This window comes from Microbispora sp. NPDC049125 (assembly GCF_040802045.1).
Lineage (GTDB): Bacteria > Actinomycetota > Actinomycetes > Streptosporangiales > Streptosporangiaceae > Microbispora.
This window is the reverse complement of sequence record NZ_JBEZDW010000011.1, coordinates 104,144-125,548: the sequence shown is the minus strand read 5'-3', so window position 1 is coordinate 125,548 and position 21,405 is coordinate 104,144. Positions and strand designations below refer to the sequence as shown.

The window sequence follows — 21,405 nt, the reverse complement described above, 5'->3', positions numbered from 1 at the left end:
ATGTCTGGGCAAGCCGCCCCCCGCCCCCCAGAATGAGTAGCCGTGAAGAGAACCCTGCACGACATAGCATCGCTGGCCGCCCGCATGGGCGTCGGCGGGATCTTCTTCGCCAACGGCTGGCAGAAGCTCGAAGCCGGCCTCACCGCGACCTCCGCGCAGTTCAGCGAGCTGCACGCCCCAATGCCAGGAGTCTGGTCGGCCGCCACGATGCTCATCGAGCTGGTGGGCGGCACCCTGCTGATCGCGGGCCTCGCCGTTCCCGCCGTCGGCCTGCTGCTGTTCATCGAGGCTCTCGCCGTCTTCGTTCTCACGGCGGGCGACCCCGGCCTGCCCCTCACCGGCGGCGCCATCGAGCTGATCGTTGCGCTCGGGGCCGCGTCGGTGCTGCTGGCCGTGGTCGGGGGCGGCCGCATCTCGGTCGACCACATGGTCGTGATCAAGCGTCGTGAGGCGGAGGCCGCGGGCGAGTTCGCCGCCGAGGCCGAGGCCGCCGATGTGATCGCGGCGCTGCGCGAGGGACGCCTCCCGGACCGGCCCGCGGCCGCCGGCGAGCGGCCGCCGGGATCCGGCGCCCAGCCGGCGTCTCCCAAGCCGGCCAAGCCGGCCGGTTCCGGCACTACGGCCTCGGAATCCACAGGCTCCGGCGCTACGGCCTCGGATTCCACAGGGTCCGCGCCCAGCGCGGCCGGGCCCGTCACGTTCCCCGCGGCGAAGGGCGACGCGGGCCCCGAGGCGCCGACGGCGCCCTCGCCCCGGCCCCGCCGCACGAAGCGGGGCGAAAGTGAGACGACGGAGAGCCGCGCGGAGGCGCCGGCCCGGGCCGCCGGACAGGGGGACACGCTGGTCGCCGGCCGCCGCCCCCCGGCCAAGCGCGACTGACGGGCCCGCCAGCGCCGGGCCGCCCCGCGTCAGGAGGTCTCGGCCTCCGCGGCGACCGGAGCGCGAGGAGCGGGCGCGGCGGCGGAAGGACCGGGGGCGGGAGTCAGGGGATCGGCCGCGGCGGCGCCCGCCGCGGCCGGGACGGGGCGCACCCTTCTCCCCAGCGGGACGAGGCCCTGGATGACGGCGACGCCCAGGAGGACCACGACCGCCCCCACGGGCTGGTTCCACGTGAGCCGCTCCCCGAGGACCACGATGCCCGAGACGACCGCGAAGAGCGGCATCAGATAGGTCACCGTCGAGGTGGTCGTCACCCCCGCCATCCGCTGGACGCTGTAGAGCAGCAGATAGGCGATGCCGGTGCCGAAGGCTCCCAGCGCCACCAGGGCGGCCCACACGGCCGCCGGGGCGTGCGGGTTCACCAGCGCCACCCCGGCGAGCGGCGTGATCACCGCCAGCTCCACCGCGCCGGTCAGCAGCTGCCCGGTCGCCAGCACGCCGGGCTCCTCGCCGCGCGGGACGATGAACCGGCCCATGTACGCCCCGCCGACGCCGTAACTGGCGGCGGCTCCGAAACAGGCGAGGCTGCCGGCGATCTCACCGCCGGTGATCGGCTCCCACACCCCGAGCACCACCATGACCCCGGCGAACCCGAGGCCGAGGCCGGTGAACCGGGCGGCCGTGGCCTTCTCGCTCTTCAGCAGCAGCGCGAAAAGCAGCGTGCACAGCGGCGTGGTGGCGTTCCAGATGGCGGCGAGCACCGACGACACGTGCTGCTCGCCGTACCCGAAGAGCGTGAACGGCACGGTGGTCAGCACCACGGACACGACGGCGAAATGCCCCCAGAGTCTTGGGTCCCTGGGCAACCTGCGGCCGCGCACCAGCAGAGTCACCAGGAGCGTCAGGGCTCCGATCGCCATCCGGCCGAAGGAGATCTGCAGCGGATGCAGGCTGCCGAGCGCCACCTTGATGAAGAAGAAGCTGTTCCCCCAGATCGCCGCCAGCAGGATGAAAGACGGAACCCACCGCCGCATTCGTGTGCCTTCCCTCGCCTCGTACGCCGGTAAGGAGCGTAATGCCCGATAGCACCTTAATGTCAGCGGGTTTCGGACATCATCCCGGAGGCCGCCGTACGGCTGGAGAGACGCCTCAGCCGGGAAGATCGCGAGGTGTCGCCGGACCGCCGGAGCGCTCGGCCACGTCGAGCGCGGCGGCGGCCAGGGCGAGCACGGGGAAGATCGCGTGTGGCGGCACCCGGTAGACGCCCCGCTCCGGCTGCTCGACCAGCCCGGCCGAGGCCAGCGTCTTGAGGTGGTGGTACAGCTGGCCGGGCGAGGCGAGGGCCAGCTCGGCCTGCAGTGCGGCGACCGGTTTGGGCCCGACGACCAGCAGTTGCAGGATCTCGAAACGCGCCGGATGCCCGGCGGCGGCCAGCACCGCGGCCAACGGCCCGGCCGGCTGCCGAAGCAGCCAGCCGGGGCTGCGGGCCACCTCCCACAGCCACTGGTAGCCGCCGAGCCTGGCCTGGCCGCCGTAGGTGATCAAGCCGGTGTCGTCGCCGGCCGCCGGCGACTCTGGGGCGGTGAGCGCGGCCTCGAGGGCGGCGACCCGCGCCTCGAGGTCCTGGAACCGCTCGTCGGCACTGGTCAGTGTTGCCTCACTTCAACGCTGCGCGGACTTTCGCGAAGAAGACGGAATCGGTCGCCATCCGCAGAAGGAACTGCTGATGAGCATAGCTGCGCATCCCGGAGAGCCAGGTCGCCTGAGGCAGCCGCCTCAGCGCGAAGACGGTCTCGCGCGGCTTCTCACCAGGCCGGACGGTGTACATGGCCTCGCTGATGACGCCGGGCAGCGCGCCGCCCTTGGTGCCGATGAGGAGCGTGCCGGGGTCGGCGCCGGGCTGGCGCATCGGCCACTCCAGATGCCTGCTCGCCGTCTTGTCCTTCCTGAGCCGGGCGAGCAGTCCGCGCAGGACGCCGGGCTCGACGCGGGCCACGGTTTCGGCCCAGGCGGCCTGCTGGGCGAAACCGGGGAGCGTGAGCCGCACCTGCTCGCCGGCCCTGACGTAGTTCTTCAGGCAGACGTCGGCGGGCAGCGCGCAGCCGCCGAAGGCACGGAGCATCTCGCCGTTGATGGTGCCGACGCGAGTTCGCGCGACCTTACGCAGGGCGCCGGGCCCGAGGCGGTCGCGCAGCAGGTCGGCGGCGGCGTTGTCGCTCTCCTCGATCATGGCGGAGACGACCTGGTCAAGCGTGACGGTCGCTCCGGGGTTGAGCCGTTTGAGCGCCGCTTCGTGGGCACCGCCGTCGGTGCCCGGCAGGTGGTAGGCGTTCCACAGGGCCACGGAGACGTGTTCGCCCGGCTCGGCCCTTCCCTGCCGTACGACGTCGGCGTAGGCGGCGAGATGGGTGATCTTGATGGCCGACGCGACGGGGGTGAGGCGATCGGCGTTGTGGCTGATGCCCCGGGTCACCAGGGCCACGTCGCCGGGATGAGCCCGGACGTAGGCGAGCACGGCCTCGCCGTCCTTGAGGTCGGCGGGTTCGGCGGAGGCGGAGGCGGCGCCAGCCACGGGGGCCGCCAGCACTGCGGTCAGGATCATGCTGAGGATTAAGCGCATTCCTCAGTTTAATCATAATTCCGAAATTCCGGAATATCGAGGTCAACGACCGCCCCGCTTGAACCGGACAGCCGCTACCTGGACAAGGGCAGGCACAGGACGAAGCAGGCCCCCTCGGGGCTGTCCACGACCTTCAGCGTGCCGCCGTGGCCTTCGGCGATCTGCCGGGCGATGGGCAGCCCGAGCCCGGCACCTCCGGCGTTCCTGCTGCGGGCCGCGTCGAGGCGGGTGAACCGCTGGAACACCATCTCGCGGTTGTCCGGCGCGATCCCGGCGCCGTCGTCGAGCACCGTGACCACCGCGGCGCCGGAGCGAAAGCGGGGGTCGCCGGAGACGCCGGCGTCCTGCCGGGACACGCTCAGCCTCACGGTCGAGCGGGCGTGCCGCTCGGCGTTGTCGAGGAGGTTGGCGACCAGCCGGCCCAGCCGGATCCGGTCCGCCCGGACGACGACGCCCGGCGCGAAGTCGCGGACGATCCTCTTGCCCGGGCGGCGCGTCTTGAGCTCGGCGGTGATCAGCTCGGAAAGATCGACGGGCTCACGCACGCAGGGCGCCCCCGCGTCGAGCCGCGCGAGAGTCAGCAGGTCCGCGGCTATCGACTGGAGGCGGTCGAGGCTGCGCAGCACGGCGTCGCCCATCTCCGGGAGGTCGGCCTCCTCCGGCGCCAGCAGCGAGGCCTCCACCTGTGCGCGGATGGCGGTTATCGGGCTGCGCAGCTCGTGGGACGCGTCGGAGGTGAAGCGGCGCTGCTGGTCGAGCGTGTCCTCCAGGCGGTCGAGCGTGTAGTTGATGCTCTCGGCCAGCCGGTGGATCTCGTCCTTCGCCTGCGGAACCGGCACCCGGCGGCCCAGGTCGGTGCTGTTGATCTCGTCCAGCTCGGCGCGGATGGCGTCCACCGGCCGCAGCGACCTGGAGATGCTGCGGCCCGCACCGTGCGCCACCGCGACCGGGAACAGGACGCAGGCGGCCGTCAGCAGGACCAACACCGCCGGGTAGGTGTAGAAGGGGTACACCGGCGCCGCGCTGTAGACGGTCCACGTCCTGCCGTCCCGGTACACCTCCTGTGCCACGACGATGTCGCAGCGGCCGTGGCCGAAGACGTGGTCGCACACGACCGAGTCGGCGTGGCGGTACGGAGGCGACGGGAAGAACGAGGCCATCGGCGGCTTGCCCTGCAGGTCGCTCGTCGCCGCCACCACCTTGCCGGCCGAGTCCACGACCTGGATCGGGCGGACGACGTTGCGGGGGATCGGCGGCAGCGGATTGTCCAGCCCGCCGCGGTCGACCGTGTAGGCGATCACCTCGCCCGCCGCCGTGATCTCCCGGATCAGGTGGTTCGTGGCCATCCGGTGCATCGCGAACATAAGCACGGCGGAGAAAAGGGCGCAGACCGCAGCGACCGCCACGCCGGTGAACAGCGCGAGGCGGGTTCTCACCGACCAACGATCAGCAAAGCTCACGACAGGACCGACCACCGTTGGTTGCGCGGGGTTCCCTGTCAATGTACCTGCCGCCGTGTCAGCGGCCGGTAATACGCCGAGGTCAGAGGGCCTGCCATGGCGTCCGCAGGGTCATCGGCACGCAAAGCGACGACAGCCGGGCACAAGGACGCCTGTGGCGCCGAGACGGCGCATGGAGCCTCGCCGATGTCCCGGGGAAGGGGCGGTGTGCTGGGATGAGGACCATGCCGAGTGTTTCCGGGCCGCTGCCCGTCATCGATGTGAGCGCGCTCGTCGGGCCGGGCTCCGCCGGGGAGCGGGCGGCCGCCGCCCGCCGGATCGAGGCGGCCTGCCTGGACAGCGGGTTCTTCTACGCGAGCGGGCACGGGGTGCCGGCCGAGCTCGTCGCCAGGCTCGACGCCGCCGCCCGCCGCTTCTTCCTGCTGCCGCCCGACCGCAAGATGCGCATCTCCATGGAGCGCGGCGGCCGCGCATGGCGGGGCTACTTCCCGGTGGGAGCCGAGCTCACCTCGGGCCGGCCGGACCTGAAGGAGGGCCTCTACTTCGGCGCCGAGCTGGAGCACCACGACCCGCGGCCGCTGCACGGCCGCAATCTCTTCCCGGACGAGGTCCCCGAGCTGCGGCCGGCCGTGCTCTCCTACATCGACGCGCTCGCCGGGGTGGGGCAGGGGGTGATGCGGGGCGTCGCGCTCAGCCTCGGCCTGGACGAGGACTACTTCGCCTCGGGGTACACCGCCAGCCCGACGCTGCTGTTCCGGATCTTCCACTACCCGCCGTCTCCGGCCCCGCCCGCCGCCGAGGCCGGCGGGTGGGGTGTCGGCGAGCACACCGACTACGGCCTGCTGACGCTGCTCCTGCAGGACGGCAACGCCGGGCTCCAGGTACACACCTCCCGCGGCTGGGTGGAGGCTCCGCCGATCCCTGGCACGCTCGTGTGCAACATCGGCGACATGCTCGACCGGCTGACCGGCGGCCACTACCGGTCGACCCCCCATCGCGTACGCAATCTGACCGGCAGGAGCCGGTTGTCGTTCCCCTTCTTCTTCGACCCCGGGTGGGACTGCGAGGTGCCGCCGCTGCCCTCCCCCGCCGGGCGGGAGAAGGCCCGCCCCCGATGGGACGGCCAGGACCTGCGCGCGTTCTCCGGGACGTACGGGGAGTATCTGCTGGGCAAGGTCGGCAAGGTCTTCCCGGCCCTGCGGTCCGGAGTGCTCGACTAGCTGTCACCGAAACGGTGTAAACATGTAATCATCACAGCGGCACAATGATCAGTATGCCCCTTCCCCGCTGGTTCGCCGAGCGGCTCGCGCCGACCTCTCCCGAAGAGGAGCTCCGGGTCTCCACGGTCGAGCTGTTCTTCGACCTGGTGTTCGTCTTCACGGTCACCCAGCTCACCTCTCTGCTCGTGAGCGACTTCACCCGTCCGGCCGGCGGCGGTTTCACGGGGCAGGGCACGCTGCAGGCGCTCCTGATCTTCGGAGTGCTGTGGTGGATGTACTCGGGTTACGCCTGGCTGACCAACACCGTCCCGCCCCACCGGCCCGCGCGGCGGGTGCTCATCCTGTGCGGCATGGCGGGCTTCATGATCATGGCGCTCGCCATCCCCGACGCCTTCGGCGGCACCGGCGTGGCGTTCGCGCTCGGCTACCTGGTGATCGTGCTCGTCCACGGCGGGCTCTACCTCCAGGCCGCCGCCGCCATCGCCAGGGTGCTGCCCTTCAACCTGACCGCGACCGCGCTCATCCTCGCCGCGGCCTTCGCCGGATCCCCCTGGAAGTACGTCCTCTGGGGAGCGGCGCTCGTCCTGCTGTGGACCAGCCCGCTGTTCATCGGGCAGAAGGGCTTCGCCCTGCATCCCGCGCACATCGTGGAGCGGCACGGGCTGCTGGTCATCATCGTGCTGGGCGAGTCGATCGTCGCCATCGGAATCGGCGCAGGCGGTCATCCGAGCGCCGGGCTGATCGCCGTCGCCCTGCTCGGGCTCGCCCTCACCGCGGCGATGTGGTGGATCTACTTCGGCGGCGACGAGGAGGGGCCGGAGCACGCGCTGCTGCGGGCCGACGTCGTCCGCCGTACGCGGCTCATCCTCGGCGCGTACTTCTACGCGCACATCCCCATGCTGCTGGGCATCGTCGCGACGGCGGCCGGCGTCAAGAAGGCCGTCGGGCACGACCACGTCGACCTGGGCCCCGCTGTCGCGCTGGCCGGGGGTGTCGCGCTGTTCCTGCTCGGCCACGCCTGGTTCCGCCGGGTCCTCGGCCTGGGACGCTCCCCGGTGCGGCTCGCCGGGGCCGCGGTGGCCGCCGCGAGTTTCCCGATCGGGTTGTGGTCCCCCACGGCCCAGCTGGGCGCCCTCGTCGCGCTCATCGTCGTGATCATCTGCGTGGAGCGCGCCTAGGGGCCCGTCTCAAAGCCTGGTGGCGCCCCTGCCGTGCCCGGCGTCGCCGTCGTCCATGGTCAGCGTGTCCTTCAGGGTCTGCGCCACCTCGCACAGCGAGGCGGGCTGCGCGTCGCCGTCCGCCAGGTGACCGGCGACGACGCGCCGTAGCAACTCCCTGAACGTCTCCCGCTCGGCCTCCTCCAGCGGTGCCAGCAGGGAGGCCTCGGCGTGCTCCAGGGCCTCGGCCACCCGGGCGAGCGCGAGGTGGCCCTCCGCGGTCGCCACGATCAGCCGGTTGCGCCGGTCACCCGGGTCCGGCCGCCGCTCGACCAGCCCGGCCTTCACCAGGTCGTCGACGAGATAGACCATCACCGTGCGGTCGAGACCGAGCTGCCGGGCCATCTCGATCTGGTTGCGCGCGCTCTCGTGCACGGCCGCGGACAGGACCTGGTAACCCCGATGACCCGACGGGATGGTCTCCGCTGCGCGCTTGGTGGCGGACAGATGGGCGTTCAGCGCCTGACCCAGCAGCCAGCCGAAGTCCACCTCGAGGCCGGCCGGGAGCTCACACGCCAGTTCTCTCACGTCCTCCATGATAACCGGTGACTTGACAGATGAGCTGCCCTAAAGACAGTCTGAGATACAGACAATCTGCTCACAAGAAAGGCGAGTCTCATGCCTCATCTGTTGCACATCGACGCCTCGTTCCGGCTGGAGGGCTCGGTCTCCCGCGGGGTGGCCGCGACGTTCCGGGACAGCTGGCCCGGCACCGTCACCCACCGGGACCTGGGAAGGGAGCCGCTGCCGCACCTGTCGGAGCCGCTGTTCACGTCCGGATTCACTCCGGCGGAGGGCTACACGGCGGAGCAGAAGGAGGCCGCCGCGCTGCGGGACACCCTCATAGACGAACTGCTGAGCGCCGACGCCTACCTGTTCGCGGTGCCGATGTACAACTACGGGGTGCCGTCGGCGTTCAAGGCGTGGATCGATCACATCTTCGTCGTGGGCCAGACGGTCGGTGTGGAGCCGAGTCCGGTGGCGGGCCGCCCGGCGACGCTCGTGCTGAGCAAGGGAGGCGCGTACGGCCCGGGGACGCCCAAGGAGGGCTGGGACTTCTCCGAGCCCTACCTGGTCAAGATTCTCTCCGAGGTGCTGGAGCTCGACGTGCACGTGATCACGGCCGAGCTGACACTCGCGGACACCACCCCGCAGATGGAGAGCCTGCGCGGCCTGGCGGCCGAGTCGCTGGCCAGAGCCCACGAGGCGGCCCGCTTGCGCGCCGGCCGCCTCGCTCTGGTCTGACCCCGCCGGCGGAAACGAGCGGGGACGAGCCGGGTCAGCCCTCCAGGCCGCCCCGGGCGATGACGTCCCGGTACCAGCGGGCGCTGTCGCGGGGCGTGCGCTCCAGGGTCTCGTAGTCGACCCGGATGACGCCGAACCTCATGTCGTAGCCCCTGGCCCACTCGAAGTTGTCCATCAGCGACCACACGAAGTAGCCGCGCAGGTCCGCGCCCTTGTCCATCGCGGCGCGGGCCGCGCGGAAGTGGGCGTCGAGGAAGGCGATCCGGTCGGGGTCGGCCACCGCGTCGGGGTACGCCACGCCGTTCTCGGTGATCATCAGCGGAACACCCGGGTAATCGCGGGTGAGCCGCAGGAGCAGGTCCTCCAGGCCGGAGGGGTTCACCTCCCAGCCCATCTCCGTGAGCTCCCCGTGCGGGGTGGCCCAGGCGATGCCCTCGCTGCCCGGGAACTCGGGGTTGCCAGGCGAGCCCGGGTCGGCGAGCACCCGGTTGACCGAGTAGTAGTTCACGCCGAGCACGTCGATCGGCTGGGCGATCGTGGGCAGGTCGTCCAGCTTGACGTCGGTGAAGCGACTGATGTGCTCCAGGACGTCCGGCGGGTACTCGCCGCGCAGGACCGGGTCGAGGAAGAGCCGGTTGGCCAGGCCGTCGATCAGCTGGGCCGGCCCCGGCTCACCGAGGGCCGGCGACAGGTTGAGCGTCAGCGACACCGACTGGGCGCCGGCCGCCCGGAGTGCCTGCACGCCGAGGCCGTGCGCGAGCATGAGGTGGTGGGCGGCGGTGAACGCGGCGGCCGGGTCGGTCACTCCCGGCGCGTGCCGTCCGGAGCCGTGTCCGACGAACGCCGACACCCACGGTTCGTTCAGCGTCGTCCAGGTGGCGACCCGGTCGCCGAGCCGCTCGTGGACGGCCGTCGCGTAGTCGGCGAACCTGTACGCCGTGTCGCGGTTGGTCCAGCCCCCCTCGTCCTGCAGCGACTGCGGCAGGTCCCAGTGGTAGAGCGTGGCGACGGGCGTGATGCCCTTGGCGAGGAGGGCATCGACGAGCCGGTCGTAGAAGCTCAGGTCGGCCAGGCGCGGCCAGGCCACGGAGAAGCGGTAGGCCCGCAGCCCCAGCCACGCCATGAGCTCGACGTCGTCGGCGTAACGGTGGTAGTGGTCGCACGCCACGTCGCCGGTCTGGCCGCCGGCGACCTTCCCGGGGGTGTGGGAGAAGGTGTCCCAGATGGAGGGGACGCGGCCGTCCTCGTCGACGGCGCCTTCGATCTGGTAAGACGCGGTCGCCGCGCCCCACAGGAAATCATCCGGAAAAGAGATCATCTTGTACTTTCGCGAATCGTCAACCGGGGTTCGAGGAGCGTCGACTGCGGCACGGCCTGGCTTTCCAGCTTGGCCATGAGCAGCCGGACGGCCTGGTGGCCGACGTCCTCGGCGGGAATCAGAACGGAGGTCAGCGCAGGGCTGGCCCGCTCGGCGATGTCGTCGGGGCAGATCGCCATCACCGAGACGTCCTCGGGCACCCGCCTGCCCAGGATCCGCAGCGCGCCGAGCACATGGCCGACCGCCGCCTCGTTGTGCACGACGATCCCGGACAGGCCCGGGCACTCGTCGAGCAGCAGCTTCACCGTCTCATACACCTCGTCGAACGACTCCTCGCAGGGTCGCGCGTTCGCGTCGATCCCCCGGCTCCGCGCCGCCTCCAGGAACCCGGCGAGCGTGCGCTCCGCGAAGCCGGTGCCCCGCTCGTAGACCACGCGGGGCGCGCCGAGCAGGGCGATCCGCCGGTGCCCGAGGTCGGCCAGGTGGTCGGCGCACAGCTTCCCCGCGTGCGCGAAGTCGAGATCGACGCAGGTCAGCCCTTCGGGGTCGGCGGGGAAGCCGATGAGCACGCTGGGCTCGGCGAGCTCGCGCAGCAGCGGCACGCGCGGGTCGTGAATCTCCACGTCCATCAGCAGCAGCCCGTCGACCAGGGCGCTGGCCGCCACGCGGCGCAGCCCGTCCGGGCCCTCGTCGGCCGTCATGAGCAGGACGTCGTGGTCGTACTGCCGGGCCGTGGTGACGACCGACGTGGCGAACTGCATGAGCACCGGCAGGTTCAGGCCCGCGCGGAGCGGGAGGACCAGTCCGATGACCTTGGCCCGCTTGCTGGCGAGGGCGCGGGCACCGGCGTTCGGGTGGTACCCGAGGGACCGCACGCTGTCGAGCACCCGCTGCCGGGTGGTGGCGGAGATCGCCCTCTTCCCGCTCAGCACGTACGAGACGGTGCTGACCGCGACCCCGGCGTGCTTGGCCACGTCGGAGATCGTCACCGTCCTCACTGGCGGAACTCCAGGTTGCTCATGATGACACCCTCGCTCTCGAACACCACATAAAGATCGCGCACACCCGTCGCCCCGGCCAGGGGCGCGGCGATCTCGACGAAGTCGTGCCGGTGCGCCGTGGGCGGCACGGCCGCCGTGCCGAAGACCTCGCCGATCAGCGGGTCGTCGAGGCGGAGGGTGACCATCCCGCCCTCGCCGCCGGACACGGCCAGCACGCACTCCTTCGGCCCGGCCGGGCCGAAGTCGGCGCCGCGGAACGCCACCCATGCTCCCGGCCCGGTGGAGCGGACCGCGTCCCCGGCGTCGATGGCGGCGTCGCACAGCACAACTCCGTCGTACTCGTCGTGATCGGCCGCGTCCAGCCTTCCGCCGGTGATTTCGCGCGGCGGGACGCGCTCGCCACGCACCGTGAACGGCGCGCTGAGCCGGATGTCGCGGGACGACCGCCCCACCAGGACCCTGTGGGCCGCCTCCTCCACCACGAACCGGCCGCGGGTGACGTCCCAGAACGCGAGGTCGCCGACGGGGACGTCCACCGACACCGTACGGCTCTGGCCCGGGGACAGGTGCACCTTGCGGAATCCGCGGAGCTGGCGGAGGGGCTGCTTGACCCGGGACCGCTGCTGGTGGGTGTAGACCTGTACGACCTCGTCCCCCTCCCGCCACCCCGTGTTGGTCACGGTCACCCGGACGGTCAGCGTGCCGCCGGGGTCGAGGTCGCCGGAGGACAGCTCCAGATCGGAGTAGGTGAAGCGGGTGTAGCTGAGCCCGTGACCGAAGGGGTAGAGCGGCCGGCCGCGGTAGTAGAGGTACGTCGCGTCGGACGCGATGATGTCGTAGTCGAGCGGGTCGGGCAGCTCGGCGGCCGAGCGGTACCAGGTCTGGGTGAGCCGGCCCCCCGGGTCCTCGTCGCCGAACAGGACGTCGGCGAGCGCGTTGCCGTACTCCTGCCCGCCGTGGGCCGACCACAGGACGGCCGGCAGGTGCTCCTCGGCCCAGGTGAGGGAGAAGGGGCAGCCGCTGCCGACCACGAGCACGGTCGCGGGGTTGGCCGCGTGCACCGCCTTGATCAGGGCCTCCTGCCGGGCCGGCAGCGCCAGGGACGACCGGTCCTCGGTCTCCCTGCCGTTCACCATCGGATGGTCGCCCACGACGACGACCGCGATGTCGGCGCCCGCCGCGGCCGCCGCCGCCTGCTCCGTGCCGCTGTGGACGAGCTCCAGCGCCAGCACCGCCGCCCGGGCGGGATCCTCGGTGGTCCCCGCCACGCCGTCCTCCACCGTGACGTAAAGCCCGGTGTAGACGGTGCGGAGCGCCACGCCCCTGGGCCGCTCCTCAAGGTGGAACGCCTGCCGCACCTCCCATCCGTTCGGCCCCGGCTGGTCGTTGGCCGGGACGCCGTCCTCGCCGACCGACACGTGCCGGCCGTTCGCCGCCGCGCGGAAGGAGAACGCGCCCCCACCCCAGTCGAACAGGTCGAAGCCGGACCGCTCGGCCCCCACCGTCAGCGGGCCGCCCGCCGGGTCGGGGTTCGCCACGAGGTAGCCGCCCTCCACCCGCAGGGCGACCCGGTCGACGCCCTCGCAGTAGACGGTCGCGCACCGCTCGGCGATAGCCGCGCGCGCGGTGACCTGGTAGGGCAGGGTGCCGCTGTACCAGTCCTCGAACAACACGTCGGCCAGCGGGCCGATCACGGCGATCGTGCCGGGCGAGTGCAGCGGCAGGATCCCCTCGTTCTTGAGCAGCGTGATCGACTGCCGGGCCGCCTCGCGGGCGAGCCGCCGGTGCTCGGGGCCGTTGACCACGTCCTGCGTGATCTCGTCGTACGGCGTGGCGGGGTCGAACTCGCCGAGCCTCACCCGGATCGACAGCACGTGCCGTGCGGCGGAGTCGATGTCCGCCTCGGTCAGCAGGCCCCGTTCGAGCGCCGTCCTGATGTGGCCGGCAGTCTCCGCGGGGCGGTCGTCGTCCTGCGTGAAGGAGTCGAGCCCGGCCCTGATCGCGTGCGCGTACGCCTGCGGCAGGTCGTCGTGGTAGCCCTGCTCCCCCACGAGGTTCCCCGGGGCGTGGGCGTCGCTCACCACGAGGAGGTCCTCGTCCGTCCAGGTCCGCAGCGCGCCGTTGATCAGCGGCGACAGGTGCGCCGGGCGGCCGTTGACCAGGTTGTAGGACGGCATCACCGCCACCGCCGCGCCCGACTCGATGGCCGGGCGGAACGCCTTGAGCTCGTACTCGTGCAGCACCCGGGGCGGAAGGCCGCTGGAGGTGACGCACCGGTCGTTCTCGTTGTTGTACGCGAGGAAGTGCTTGAGCGTGGGCGCGGTCCTGAGCACGGCGTGGTCCCCGCGCAGGCCCCGCGCGTACGCCGTGCCCATGAGGCCGGTCAGCCAGGCGTCCTCGGAGTAGCCCTCCTCGTTGCGGCCCCACCGGGGGTCCCTGAGGGGGTTGACCACCGGCGCCCACACGTTCCGCCCGACACCCGCGGGGTCCTTGTGGTGGAAGGCCATGACCTCGTCCCCTGCCGCCTCCCCCACCTGCCTGACCAGCTCGGGGTTCCAGGTGGTCGCCAGGCCGAGGGCCTGGGGGAACACGGTCGCCGGGCCGTGCCAGGCGAGCCCGTGCAGCGCCTCGGTGCCGGTGCGGAACGGCGCCAGGCCCAGCCTGTCGACCGGAGCCTGGTGCTGGTGCAGCAGGCCGATCTTCTCCTCCAGGGTCAACCGGCCGATCAGGTCGGTCACCCGTTCGCGGGTGGTCAGCGCTGGGTTCCTGAACGCCGGTCCGGGAGCCGGTTCTTCCATGAGACCCACCCTTCGCGTCGAAGCGCTTCGAGGACCTAGCCGAGAAAACGCGCGGAAAGGGCGCGCGCCATGAGGACCGAGGTTCGTCGGGAAGCGCCACTTCGAAGCGCTTCGACAGCGTTACCGAAAGTTTCAGTGGTGTAAATCGAGGCTTATCCGGAAGATTGCCCTCTCGGGCGGGCGGGGTCAAGACCCTTTCGCCGAACGGCGGCAGGCCCGCCGCCGCCGTCATCCCGGATGTCCCGCGGCTCGGCCCAGGTCACCGCGTGCCCGATCCTCTGCGGCCGCCGCCGACCCGGTCAGTGCCGGCCGGTCAGTGCCGGCCGGTCAGTGCCGGCCGGTCAGTGCTGGCTGGGCAGGCGGCCGGAGTCGACCGAGTCGAGGACGCGGGCGGCGGCCCCGAGCGCGGCGGCGCCGTACCCGAGTGTCGAGACCTCCAGCCGGGAGCCCCCTCCGCCCGGCGCGAGGACCCGGGCATACATCTCCTCCTCGGCGCAGCGGATCAGCCACGGCGCCAGGGGGACGTAGTAGCCGCCGAGGATGACCACGTCCGGGTTGAGCAGATTGGCCACCACGGCCATCCCCTTTCCCAGATTGCGGCCGACGTCCTCCAGCAGGGCGAGGATCTCCGGCTCGCCGCTCCCGGCCCGCCGGACGACCTCGTCGATCTCCAGCTCCAGCTCGGCCAGTGAGGTGTCGGGCGCGATCCGGGCGAGGACGGCGCTCATCCCCGCGACCGCCTCCAGGCAGCCGCGCCGGCCGCAGCGGCACGGGGGGCCCGCGGGGTCGATCTCGATGTGGCCGATCTCGCCGCTGAAGCCCTGGCCGCCGCGCCGCAGCCTGCCGTCCATGACCACCCCCGCCCCCACCTCCCCCGTGACGTACACGAGGTTGGCGGCGTTGCGGTGGGGGCCGAACCGGTGCTCCGCGAGTGCCGCGAGGTTGGCGTCGTTGTCCACCAGCACCGGGAACCCCGGGTCGCGCAGGGCCTTGGTGAGATCACCGCGCAGGTCGGCGTCGCGCCAGCCGAGGTTGGGCGCGAGATGGACCGAGCCGTGCACGTCCACCAGGCCGGGCACGGCCACGGTCAGGCCGAGCACCTGCCGGGCCTCCTTGGTCATCCGGCTGACCACCCGCCTGGCGAGCGCGGCCAGCGCGACCACGCCCTGGCTCGCCGTGGACGTCCCGCCCGGGAAGGAGCGCCGCCAGCTCAGCAGCTCCTCGCCCTTGAGGTCGACCGCCACCGCGGTCATGTAGTCCACGTTCACCTCGACGCCGATCGCGGCGTACGGCGAGCCGTCCAGGACGAGCATCGTGGCCGGGCGGCCGACGCGGTTCTCGGTCAGGCCGGTCTCGCGCAGAAGCCGCCGGTCGATGAGGTCGGCCACGAGGCTCGACACGGTGGCCTTGTTCAGCCCGGTCGAGGCGGCGATGTCGGCACGCGAGCACGGAGCGCACTCCCGGACGAACCGCAGCACGACGGCCAGATTGGTCGCCCGGACGTCGGTGAAGTCGGCCGGCTGTGGCCCGTTGTGGGAAGTGATCAATGGACAGCCCCGTTCCTGCTCCGGCTCATCATGCCGCATGCCGCGAGTTCCTGCCGCGCTTCGCCATTTGTTTGGCCATAAGACTAACTAAAGACGCTGCGGACTCAAAGCGCGCGGAAGCGGCGGTCACCGGACGGGGCGCGGATCATCCGCTGAAGCGGGCCACCCGTCTGAGTTTGTTGACCGCGTCGAGCGCCGCGACCTTGTACGACTCCGCCAGGGTGGGGTAGTTGAAGACCGCGTCCACGAGATAGTCGACCGTCCCACCGCAGCCCATCACCGCCTGGCCGATGTGGATGAGCTCGGTGGCGCCCGTGCCGAAGACGTGCACCCCGAGCAGGGAGCGGTCCTCGGGGGACACCAGCAGCTTCAGCATGCCGTAGGTGTCGCCGATGATCTGGCCGCGTGCCAGCTCCCGGTAGCGGGAGACGCCGACCTCGAAGGGGACCAGGGCGTCGGTGAGCTCGTCCTCGGTTCTCCCGATGTAGCTGATCTCCGGAATGGTGTAGATCCCGATCGGCTGGAGCGCGTGCATGCCGCTGACCGGTTCGCCGCAGGCGTGGTAGGCGGCCAGCCTGCCCTGCTCCATGGAGGTCGCGGCGAGCGACGGGAAGCCGATGACGTCCCCGACCGCGTAGATGTGCGGCACCTCCGTGCGGAAGAAGTCGTCGACCCTGATCCTGCCCCGGGCGTCGGCGGCGAGCCCGGCCGCGGAGAGCACGAGGTTCTCCGTCATCCCCTGCCGCCCCGCCGAGTACATGACCGTGGCGGCGGGGATCTTCTTGCCGCTCTCCAGGATCGTGAGCGCGCCACGCGGATGCCGCTCCACCGCGGCGACGGTCTCGCCGAACCGGAAGGTGACCGCCAGGTCGCGCAACTGGTACTTCAGCGCCTCGACCACCTCAAGGTCGCAGAACTCCAGCATCCGGTCACGCCGCTCGACCACCGTGACCTTGGTGCCGAGCGCGGCGAACATCGAGGCGTACTCGATGCCGATCACCCCGGCGCCGACCACCACCATCGAGTCGGGCACCTGCTCCATGTGGAGGATCCCGTCGGAGTCGATGATCGCCTCGTCGTCGAACTCCACGGTGTCCGGCCGCGCCGGGCGGGTGCCGGTGGCCACGATGATCTTGTCGGCGGTGACCTTGACCTCGTGTCCCTTCTCGTCGACGACGGCCACCGTGTGCGGGTCCACGAAGTGCCCCGAGCCCGTCAGGACGGTCACCCGGTTGCGGGCGAGCTGGTTGCGGATCACGTCGATCTCGCGGCCCACCACGTGCTGCGTGCGCACGGTCAGGTCGGCGACCGTGATGTTCTCCTTGACCCGGTAGTTCTGGCCGTACATCTCCCGCTGGCTCAGGCCCGTCAGGTAGAGCACCGCCTCCCTGAGAGTCTTGGAGGGGATCGTCCCGGTGTTGATGCAGACGCCGCCGATCATGTCGCGGCGCTCGACGATGGCCACCCGCCGCTCAAGCTTCGCGGCCGCGATGGCGGCCTTCTGCCCTCCCGGGCCAGAGCCCAGGACAAGTACCTCGAAATCGGTCACAGGGCCAGTGTGCGGGGCGAAGACAGGGCCGGAAAGGCCCCTGATCCTTCACCTTCCGTCACGGCGGCACGTGAAGTCCCCGCCCGCGGATGTCGCCTATTCTTCGATCATGACAGGCCTGCGGGCGGCGTGGCGGGCCCTTCGCCGGCCGCGCGTCGCCGACTCCCTTCTGGCGCTGCTCGTCTGGGCGTTCCAGGCGTCGCTCGCCTTCTCCACCGGCGCGCCGGCCTCCCCGATCGCCGTGCTGGCGCTCGACACCGCCGCTTCCGCGGCGCTGCTCCGGCGCCGCGACCGGCCGTTCCTCGTCGTGACGATCACCGTGGCCTGCCATCTTGCGGGCGTCGTGATAGGCCATGGGCAGTGGGCCGCCGGGGCGGCGACGTGCGCGTTGTACTCAGCCGGCCGGCATGGCGCGCCGCGGCGGGCCTGGATCACGGCCGTGGCGGTGGACCTGAGCCTCGCGGCCGTCGCCCAGACGCGCTACTTCGTCGACGGTGTGAAGCCGTCGCCCACGGGGGCGCTGGGAGCACTGATCATCGTCGGGCTGGGCCAGTTGCTGCGGTTGCGCCGGGAGCTCGCCGACCGGGCCAGGGCCGACCTCGCCGAGGCCGCCGTACGGGCCGAGCGCCACCGGATCGCCCGGGAGCTGCACGATGTCGTGGCCCACCACATCAGCACGATGAACGTGCTGATCGGCGCGGCGCGCACCACCATGGCCCGCCGGCCGGAGCAGGCCGAGGCGACGCTCATCACGGCGGAGCACACCGGGCGCGAAGCCATGGCGGAGATGCGCCACCTGCTGCACGTGCTGCGCGCCGACGACGCCTTCCACAACGGTCCCTCAGGCGCCGGGTACGGCACAGCCGCGCTGCCGGGACTGGTCGCCAGGGCCTCCGACACGGGCCTGCCGGTCACGTTCGAGGTGACCGGCGATCCCGTCGAGCTGGACGCCATGGTGGACCACACGATCTACCGGGTCGTCCAGGAGGCGCTGACCAACATCCGCAAGCACGCGGGAGGCGCCGGCGCGAGCGTCCGGCTCGGCTACGAGCCCGGGGCTGTGGAGGTGGAGGTGCTCGACGACGGCCCAGGCCTGCCGGGGAGCACCGAGGGCCCCGACACCGGTGCCGGGGGCGGGGTCGGGGGCGGAGGAGGCGCTCACGACCCGGACGCCGAAGGCGGATACGGCCTGGGTGGCATGGCCGAGCGGGTGGCGGCCTGCGGCGGCCGGCTGCGGGCCGGGCCGCGCCCCGGGGGAGGCTTCGAAGTGCTCGCCCGCCTCCCCCTGTCCGTCACAACGATCGTGCATGCCGCGTATACCGCGAACACCGCGCAAGGGGCAGGCACCGGACCTGCCGTAGAGGCCGCGCAGGCGGCGGCGACCGCACCGGGTCCGGCCGCACAGGAGGACAAGCCGTGATCAATGTGCTGATCGTGGACGACCACGCGCTGGTCCGCGCGGGTTTCCACATGATCCTGGACGCCCAGGACGACATGAGCGTGGCGGGCGAGGCCGAGGACGGCGAGCAGGCGCTGCGCCGCGCCCGGGAGCTGCGGCCCGACGTGGTGCTGATGGACCTGCACATGCCCGGGGCCGACGGCATCACCGCGACCGCCGCGATCACCGCGGAGCTGCCGGGGGTGCGGGTGCTCGCGCTGAGCACCTTCGACCTGGACGAGTACGTCGTGGACGCCCTGCGGGCCGGGGCCTCGGGCTTCCTGCCGAAGGACATCTCCCCCGAGGAGCTGGTGGAGGGCGTCCGGGTGGTGCAGCGGGGCGAGTCGGTGGTGGCGCCCCGGCTGCTGACCCGGCTGATCGGCACCTTCGTCCGGGCCCCCCGCCCCGCGCCACGTCCGGCGGCGCTCGCCGAGCTCACCGATCGCGAGCGTGAGGTGCTGACGCTCATCGCGCGCGGTCAGTCCAACGCCGAGATCGCCGCGAGTCTCCAGGTGGCCGCCTCGACCGTGAAGAACCACGTGACCAGCCTGTTCGCCAAGATCCGCGTACGCGACCGGGCCCAGGCCGTCATCGCCGCCTACGAGGCCGGGCTCGTCACGCCCGGTGACGCCTGACGCCGGGCACGGAGGCGGCCCGGCGGGCAGGCGGGCAGGCGGGCAGGCGGGCAGGCGGGCAGGCGGGCAGGCGAGCATGACAGGTCAAGACGAGCCGGTCAGGACGAGAACGCGCGCCCGTCGAAGGAGCCGGAGACGGGAGGCCGCTCACTGGCCTGGAAGGCCGACCACGACAGAGTGAGCCGGTGCGCGCCGGCGGCTCCGGTGACGACCAGCTCCGCGGCGGCCTCACCGTCCGGGGTGAGGCGGATCCTGCCTCCGGCCGTGAGATCGCCGACGAAGCGGACGTCCTCAAGGGCGATCGTGCCCGCATCGTCGTCGAAACGGATCACGCCCCCGCGCAGGCCGGGCTCCGTCTTGAGCAGCGAGTGGACCACCGAGTAGGGGTTGCGCCTGGCGGACGCGTCCTGGACGGTCGCGAAGGCCGCCGCGACGAGCCGCCGCTCCTCTTCGGAGAGGCCGGGCGCGCTGATCGGCCGCACGTCCTTCACCGACCGGGGGAACGCCCCCACCGCGCGGTAGTTCTCCGCCCCGCAGTCCACGGCGGGCACCGGACCGTGCGGGTCGGCCAGGAAGGACCGCATCGCCGAGCGGACGCACCGGTTGACCGGCAGCTCCCCCCAGGCGAGGCTGTGGCCGCCGAAGCGGACCCGCGCGAACGTGCCGTCCGGGAAACGACGCACCGCCCGCGCCACTTCGGCTGGAGTACCGGTGTCGAAGTCCCCGCCGACCGCCAGGACCGGCACCGGGGGATACTCGGCGCCGTCCGGCACCGGCGGGCTGTGGCGCGGCGTCGGCCAGTTGACGCACAGGTCCAGAGGGGTCTTCCCGCCGACGTCGGCGATGGTGAACGGCCTCATCGGGCGCTTCTCCGCGTAGTAACGGTCGAGCTGCCGCCTTCGCTCCGCCGGGGACGCCTGCCTGTCGTACGGGAGCGCGCTGTCGCCACACCGGTAGGCCAGGAAACCGGCCCATTCCGCCCCCCGCATCGGCGGGGTGGGGCTCGCGCCCACGGCGCTCACGAGCCGGTGCAGCGGCGCGGCGTCGCCCCGCAGGTACGCCGTGGCGGCGGCGTTGGCCTCGCGGCCGAATACCGGCTGGAAGAGGCTCTGTCCCATGGCGGACAGCGAGATGAGCGGCGCCTTCGGATCAGGGTGGGCGCGCAGGCGTTCCACGAGCCGTGACCAGGTGCCGCCGGGAGTGCCGGGCAGCTCCCGGCACTGCCGAGAGGGCGCGCAGACGAGACCGAGGAGGTCGAGCCGGGTGCGGGTGGGCCAGGTGGCGTAACCCTCCGGGGTCGTGGTCACGGTGCTGTCGAGGAACAGCGCCTCCGTGCCGCCCGGATGACGAGTCGCGTACGCCTGGGCGAACAGTGTGCCGTAGGAGTTGCCGTAGAACGTCACCTTGGGCACGCCCAGGGCCTCGCGGACCGCGTTCATGTCGGCCACCGCCTGATCGGTGGTGAAGTACCGCACGCGAGGCCCCAGCCGCGCCGCGCACGCGCCGACGGTGTCCGGAGCGTTCAGGTCGAGGCCGGGACACAGCAGAGGAGCCGACGCGCCGAACCCGCGGGGCTCGACCACCAGCAGGTTCCGCCTGTCGAGCACCGGGCCGAGCGCGTTCACGACGGTGGGGAGCGCGGGCAGCGCCGACCCGGGCCCACCGGGGTTGGCGAGGATGGTGCCCGCGGCGTCCTTCGCGGGCAGCCAGGTGAAGGCGACGGTGATCCGCTCCGATGACGGGCCGCCCCAGTCGAGGGGCACGGACAGCGTGCCCTCGCAGCGTGTGACGGCTTTCGCGCACTCATGGAGCCGCTCAGCCGGAGCCGTGGCGGCCGCCGGGGCGGCGGGTGAGACGACCGGCGCCAGGGCCGCGGCGATCGCCAGATTCGTGATCTTCATGTTTCAAGCGTCGCGCCCGGCCCGCCCGATCTCGTCCTCCCGTGAGGTCATCTTTCGCCTGGGAGGACGGTCCCATGTCCGGGCCTACCAGGCTCCCGGTCCCAGAGCGTATGAGGGCGAGCCGTAGGATTCACCATGAAAGCGGCGGATGCCAATCCACCGGACATCGGACTGCAAGAGATCTCCAAGCGGGACCGGGGAGGCTTGGCGACATGTGGAAGAAGGACGCCTCGCGGTACCTCGGCGAGCTGCTCATATGGGAGATCGAAGACTATCTGAGCGCCCAGACGGCACAGCCGGACCGGGCGCGGGTGGCCTTCATCCGGCTCGCCGACCGGTTCTCGGCGGACACGGTCGCCGCCGACCTGGAGGCGGGCGGGAGCTTCTACGCCGCCGCCAAGCGCGCGCAGGCGCTGGGCATGACCGTGCCCGGTGAGATGTTCGGCGTGGTGACCCGGGCGGAGCGCCCGGAGGTGTTCGACGCCGTGCCCGGCACCACGTTCCCGCCGGTGCCCGAAGGTGAGAGCTACCTCATCGTCCGCCTCGTCGCCTTCGAGACCTGAACCGGACCTGACCC

18 protein-coding genes are annotated in these 21,405 nt (G+C 71.9%); 7 read left to right on the top strand and 11 right to left on the bottom strand.

Annotated elements, in window-relative coordinates; translation table 11 throughout:
• Positions 1-42: 42 nt before the first annotated feature.
• Complete coding sequence (locus AB0B72_RS15655) at positions 43-879, top strand: DoxX family membrane protein (RefSeq protein ID WP_367739430.1); 837 nt, start codon at positions 43-45, stop codon at positions 877-879.
• Positions 880-908: 29 nt separating this feature from the next.
• Here the strand turns inward: AB0B72_RS15655 and AB0B72_RS15650 are convergent, their stop codons facing one another.
• The 4 genes from AB0B72_RS15650 to AB0B72_RS15635 all read right to left on the bottom strand — a co-directional run bounded on the left by AB0B72_RS15650 (position 909) and on the right by AB0B72_RS15635 (position 4,935).
• Positions 909-1,913: a DMT family transporter gene (locus AB0B72_RS15650; RefSeq protein ID WP_367739429.1), complete on the bottom strand. Its 1,005-nt coding sequence runs from the start codon at positions 1,911-1,913 to the stop codon at positions 909-911.
• A 115-nt stretch (positions 1,914-2,028) separates the two neighbouring features.
• Positions 2,029-2,424: an ArsR/SmtB family transcription factor gene (locus AB0B72_RS15645; RefSeq protein WP_367739428.1), complete on the bottom strand. Its 396-nt coding sequence runs from the start codon at positions 2,422-2,424 to the stop codon at positions 2,029-2,031.
• Positions 2,425-2,536: 112 nt separating this feature from the next.
• The gene (locus tag AB0B72_RS15640; RefSeq protein ID WP_367739427.1) at positions 2,537-3,481 is read right to left on the bottom strand and encodes a serine hydrolase; all 945 of its coding nucleotides are present in this window, start codon (positions 3,479-3,481) and stop codon (positions 2,537-2,539) included.
• A 92-nt stretch (positions 3,482-3,573) separates the two neighbouring features.
• Positions 3,574-4,935 (bottom strand): sensor histidine kinase, encoded by a 1,362-nt coding sequence (locus AB0B72_RS15635; RefSeq protein WP_367739426.1) that lies wholly within the window; start codon positions 4,933-4,935, stop codon positions 3,574-3,576.
• Between the two features lie 248 nt (positions 4,936-5,183).
• Here AB0B72_RS15635 and AB0B72_RS15630 point away from each other — a divergent pair, with 248 nt between their 5' ends.
• Together AB0B72_RS15630 and AB0B72_RS15625 are read left to right on the top strand one after the other, a co-directional pair.
• Positions 5,184-6,179: an isopenicillin N synthase family dioxygenase gene (locus AB0B72_RS15630; RefSeq protein ID WP_367739425.1), complete on the top strand. Its 996-nt coding sequence runs from the start codon at positions 5,184-5,186 to the stop codon at positions 6,177-6,179.
• A gap of 53 nt (positions 6,180-6,232) precedes the next feature.
• Entirely contained in the window at positions 6,233-7,357 is a 1,125-nt protein-coding gene (locus tag AB0B72_RS15625; RefSeq protein WP_367739424.1) for a low temperature requirement protein A, read from the top strand.
• A gap of 9 nt (positions 7,358-7,366) precedes the next feature.
• On the opposite strand, the gene AB0B72_RS15620 is transcribed toward AB0B72_RS15625, so the two are convergent.
• Positions 7,367-7,924, bottom strand: a complete 558-nt coding sequence (locus AB0B72_RS15620; protein ID WP_367739423.1) for a MarR family winged helix-turn-helix transcriptional regulator — start codon at positions 7,922-7,924, stop codon at positions 7,367-7,369.
• A gap of 90 nt (positions 7,925-8,014) precedes the next feature.
• Between AB0B72_RS15620 and AB0B72_RS15615 the strand changes: the two genes are divergently transcribed.
• A complete protein-coding gene (locus tag AB0B72_RS15615) occupies positions 8,015-8,641 on the top strand; it encodes an FMN-dependent NADH-azoreductase (protein ID WP_367739422.1) in 627 nt (208 codons plus the stop codon).
• A 34-nt stretch (positions 8,642-8,675) separates the two neighbouring features.
• On the opposite strand, the gene AB0B72_RS15610 is transcribed toward AB0B72_RS15615, so the two are convergent.
• The 5 genes from AB0B72_RS15610 to sthA all read right to left on the bottom strand — a co-directional run bounded on the left by AB0B72_RS15610 (position 8,676) and on the right by sthA (position 16,854).
• Complete coding sequence (locus AB0B72_RS15610; RefSeq protein ID WP_367739421.1) at positions 8,676-9,959, bottom strand: GH1 family beta-glucosidase; 1,284 nt, start codon at positions 9,957-9,959, stop codon at positions 8,676-8,678.
• Positions 9,956-10,948 carry a LacI family DNA-binding transcriptional regulator gene (locus tag AB0B72_RS15605; RefSeq protein ID WP_367739420.1) on the bottom strand — a complete coding sequence of 331 codons (993 nt, stop codon included), beginning with the start codon at positions 10,946-10,948 and terminating at the stop codon, positions 9,956-9,958. Before AB0B72_RS15605 ends, AB0B72_RS15610 begins: the two co-directional genes overlap by 4 nt.
• A 5-nt stretch (positions 10,949-10,953) precedes the next feature.
• Entirely contained in the window at positions 10,954-13,758 is a 2,805-nt protein-coding gene (locus tag AB0B72_RS15600) for a glycoside hydrolase family 3 C-terminal domain-containing protein (RefSeq protein ID WP_367739419.1), read from the bottom strand.
• Positions 13,759-14,099: 341 nt separating this feature from the next.
• Entirely contained in the window at positions 14,100-15,344 is a 1,245-nt protein-coding gene (locus AB0B72_RS15595) for an ROK family protein (protein ID WP_367739418.1), read from the bottom strand.
• A gap of 106 nt (positions 15,345-15,450) precedes the next feature.
• Positions 15,451-16,854: a Si-specific NAD(P)(+) transhydrogenase gene (sthA, locus tag AB0B72_RS15590; protein ID WP_367739417.1), complete on the bottom strand. Its 1,404-nt coding sequence runs from the start codon at positions 16,852-16,854 to the stop codon at positions 15,451-15,453.
• Between the two features lie 109 nt (positions 16,855-16,963).
• Between sthA and AB0B72_RS15585 the strand changes: the two genes are divergently transcribed.
• The gene (locus AB0B72_RS15585) at positions 16,964-18,274 is read left to right on the top strand and encodes a sensor histidine kinase (RefSeq protein ID WP_367739416.1); all 1,311 of its coding nucleotides are present in this window, start codon (positions 16,964-16,966) and stop codon (positions 18,272-18,274) included.
• Positions 18,271-18,927, top strand: coding sequence for a response regulator (locus tag AB0B72_RS15580; protein WP_367739415.1), 657 nt, complete (start codon positions 18,271-18,273; stop codon positions 18,925-18,927). The genes AB0B72_RS15585 and AB0B72_RS15580 overlap by 4 nt, the downstream gene beginning before the upstream one ends.
• Before the next feature lie 98 nt (positions 18,928-19,025).
• Here AB0B72_RS15580 and AB0B72_RS15575 read toward each other — a convergent pair whose 3' ends face one another.
• Positions 19,026-20,828, bottom strand: coding sequence for an alpha/beta fold hydrolase (locus AB0B72_RS15575; RefSeq protein WP_367739414.1), 1,803 nt, complete (start codon positions 20,826-20,828; stop codon positions 19,026-19,028).
• Positions 20,829-21,040: 212 nt separating this feature from the next.
• Between AB0B72_RS15575 and AB0B72_RS15570 the strand changes: the two genes are divergently transcribed.
• The gene (locus AB0B72_RS15570) at positions 21,041-21,391 is read left to right on the top strand and encodes a hypothetical protein (RefSeq protein ID WP_367739413.1); all 351 of its coding nucleotides are present in this window, start codon (positions 21,041-21,043) and stop codon (positions 21,389-21,391) included.
• The last annotated feature ends 14 nt before the right edge of the window (positions 21,392-21,405 follow it).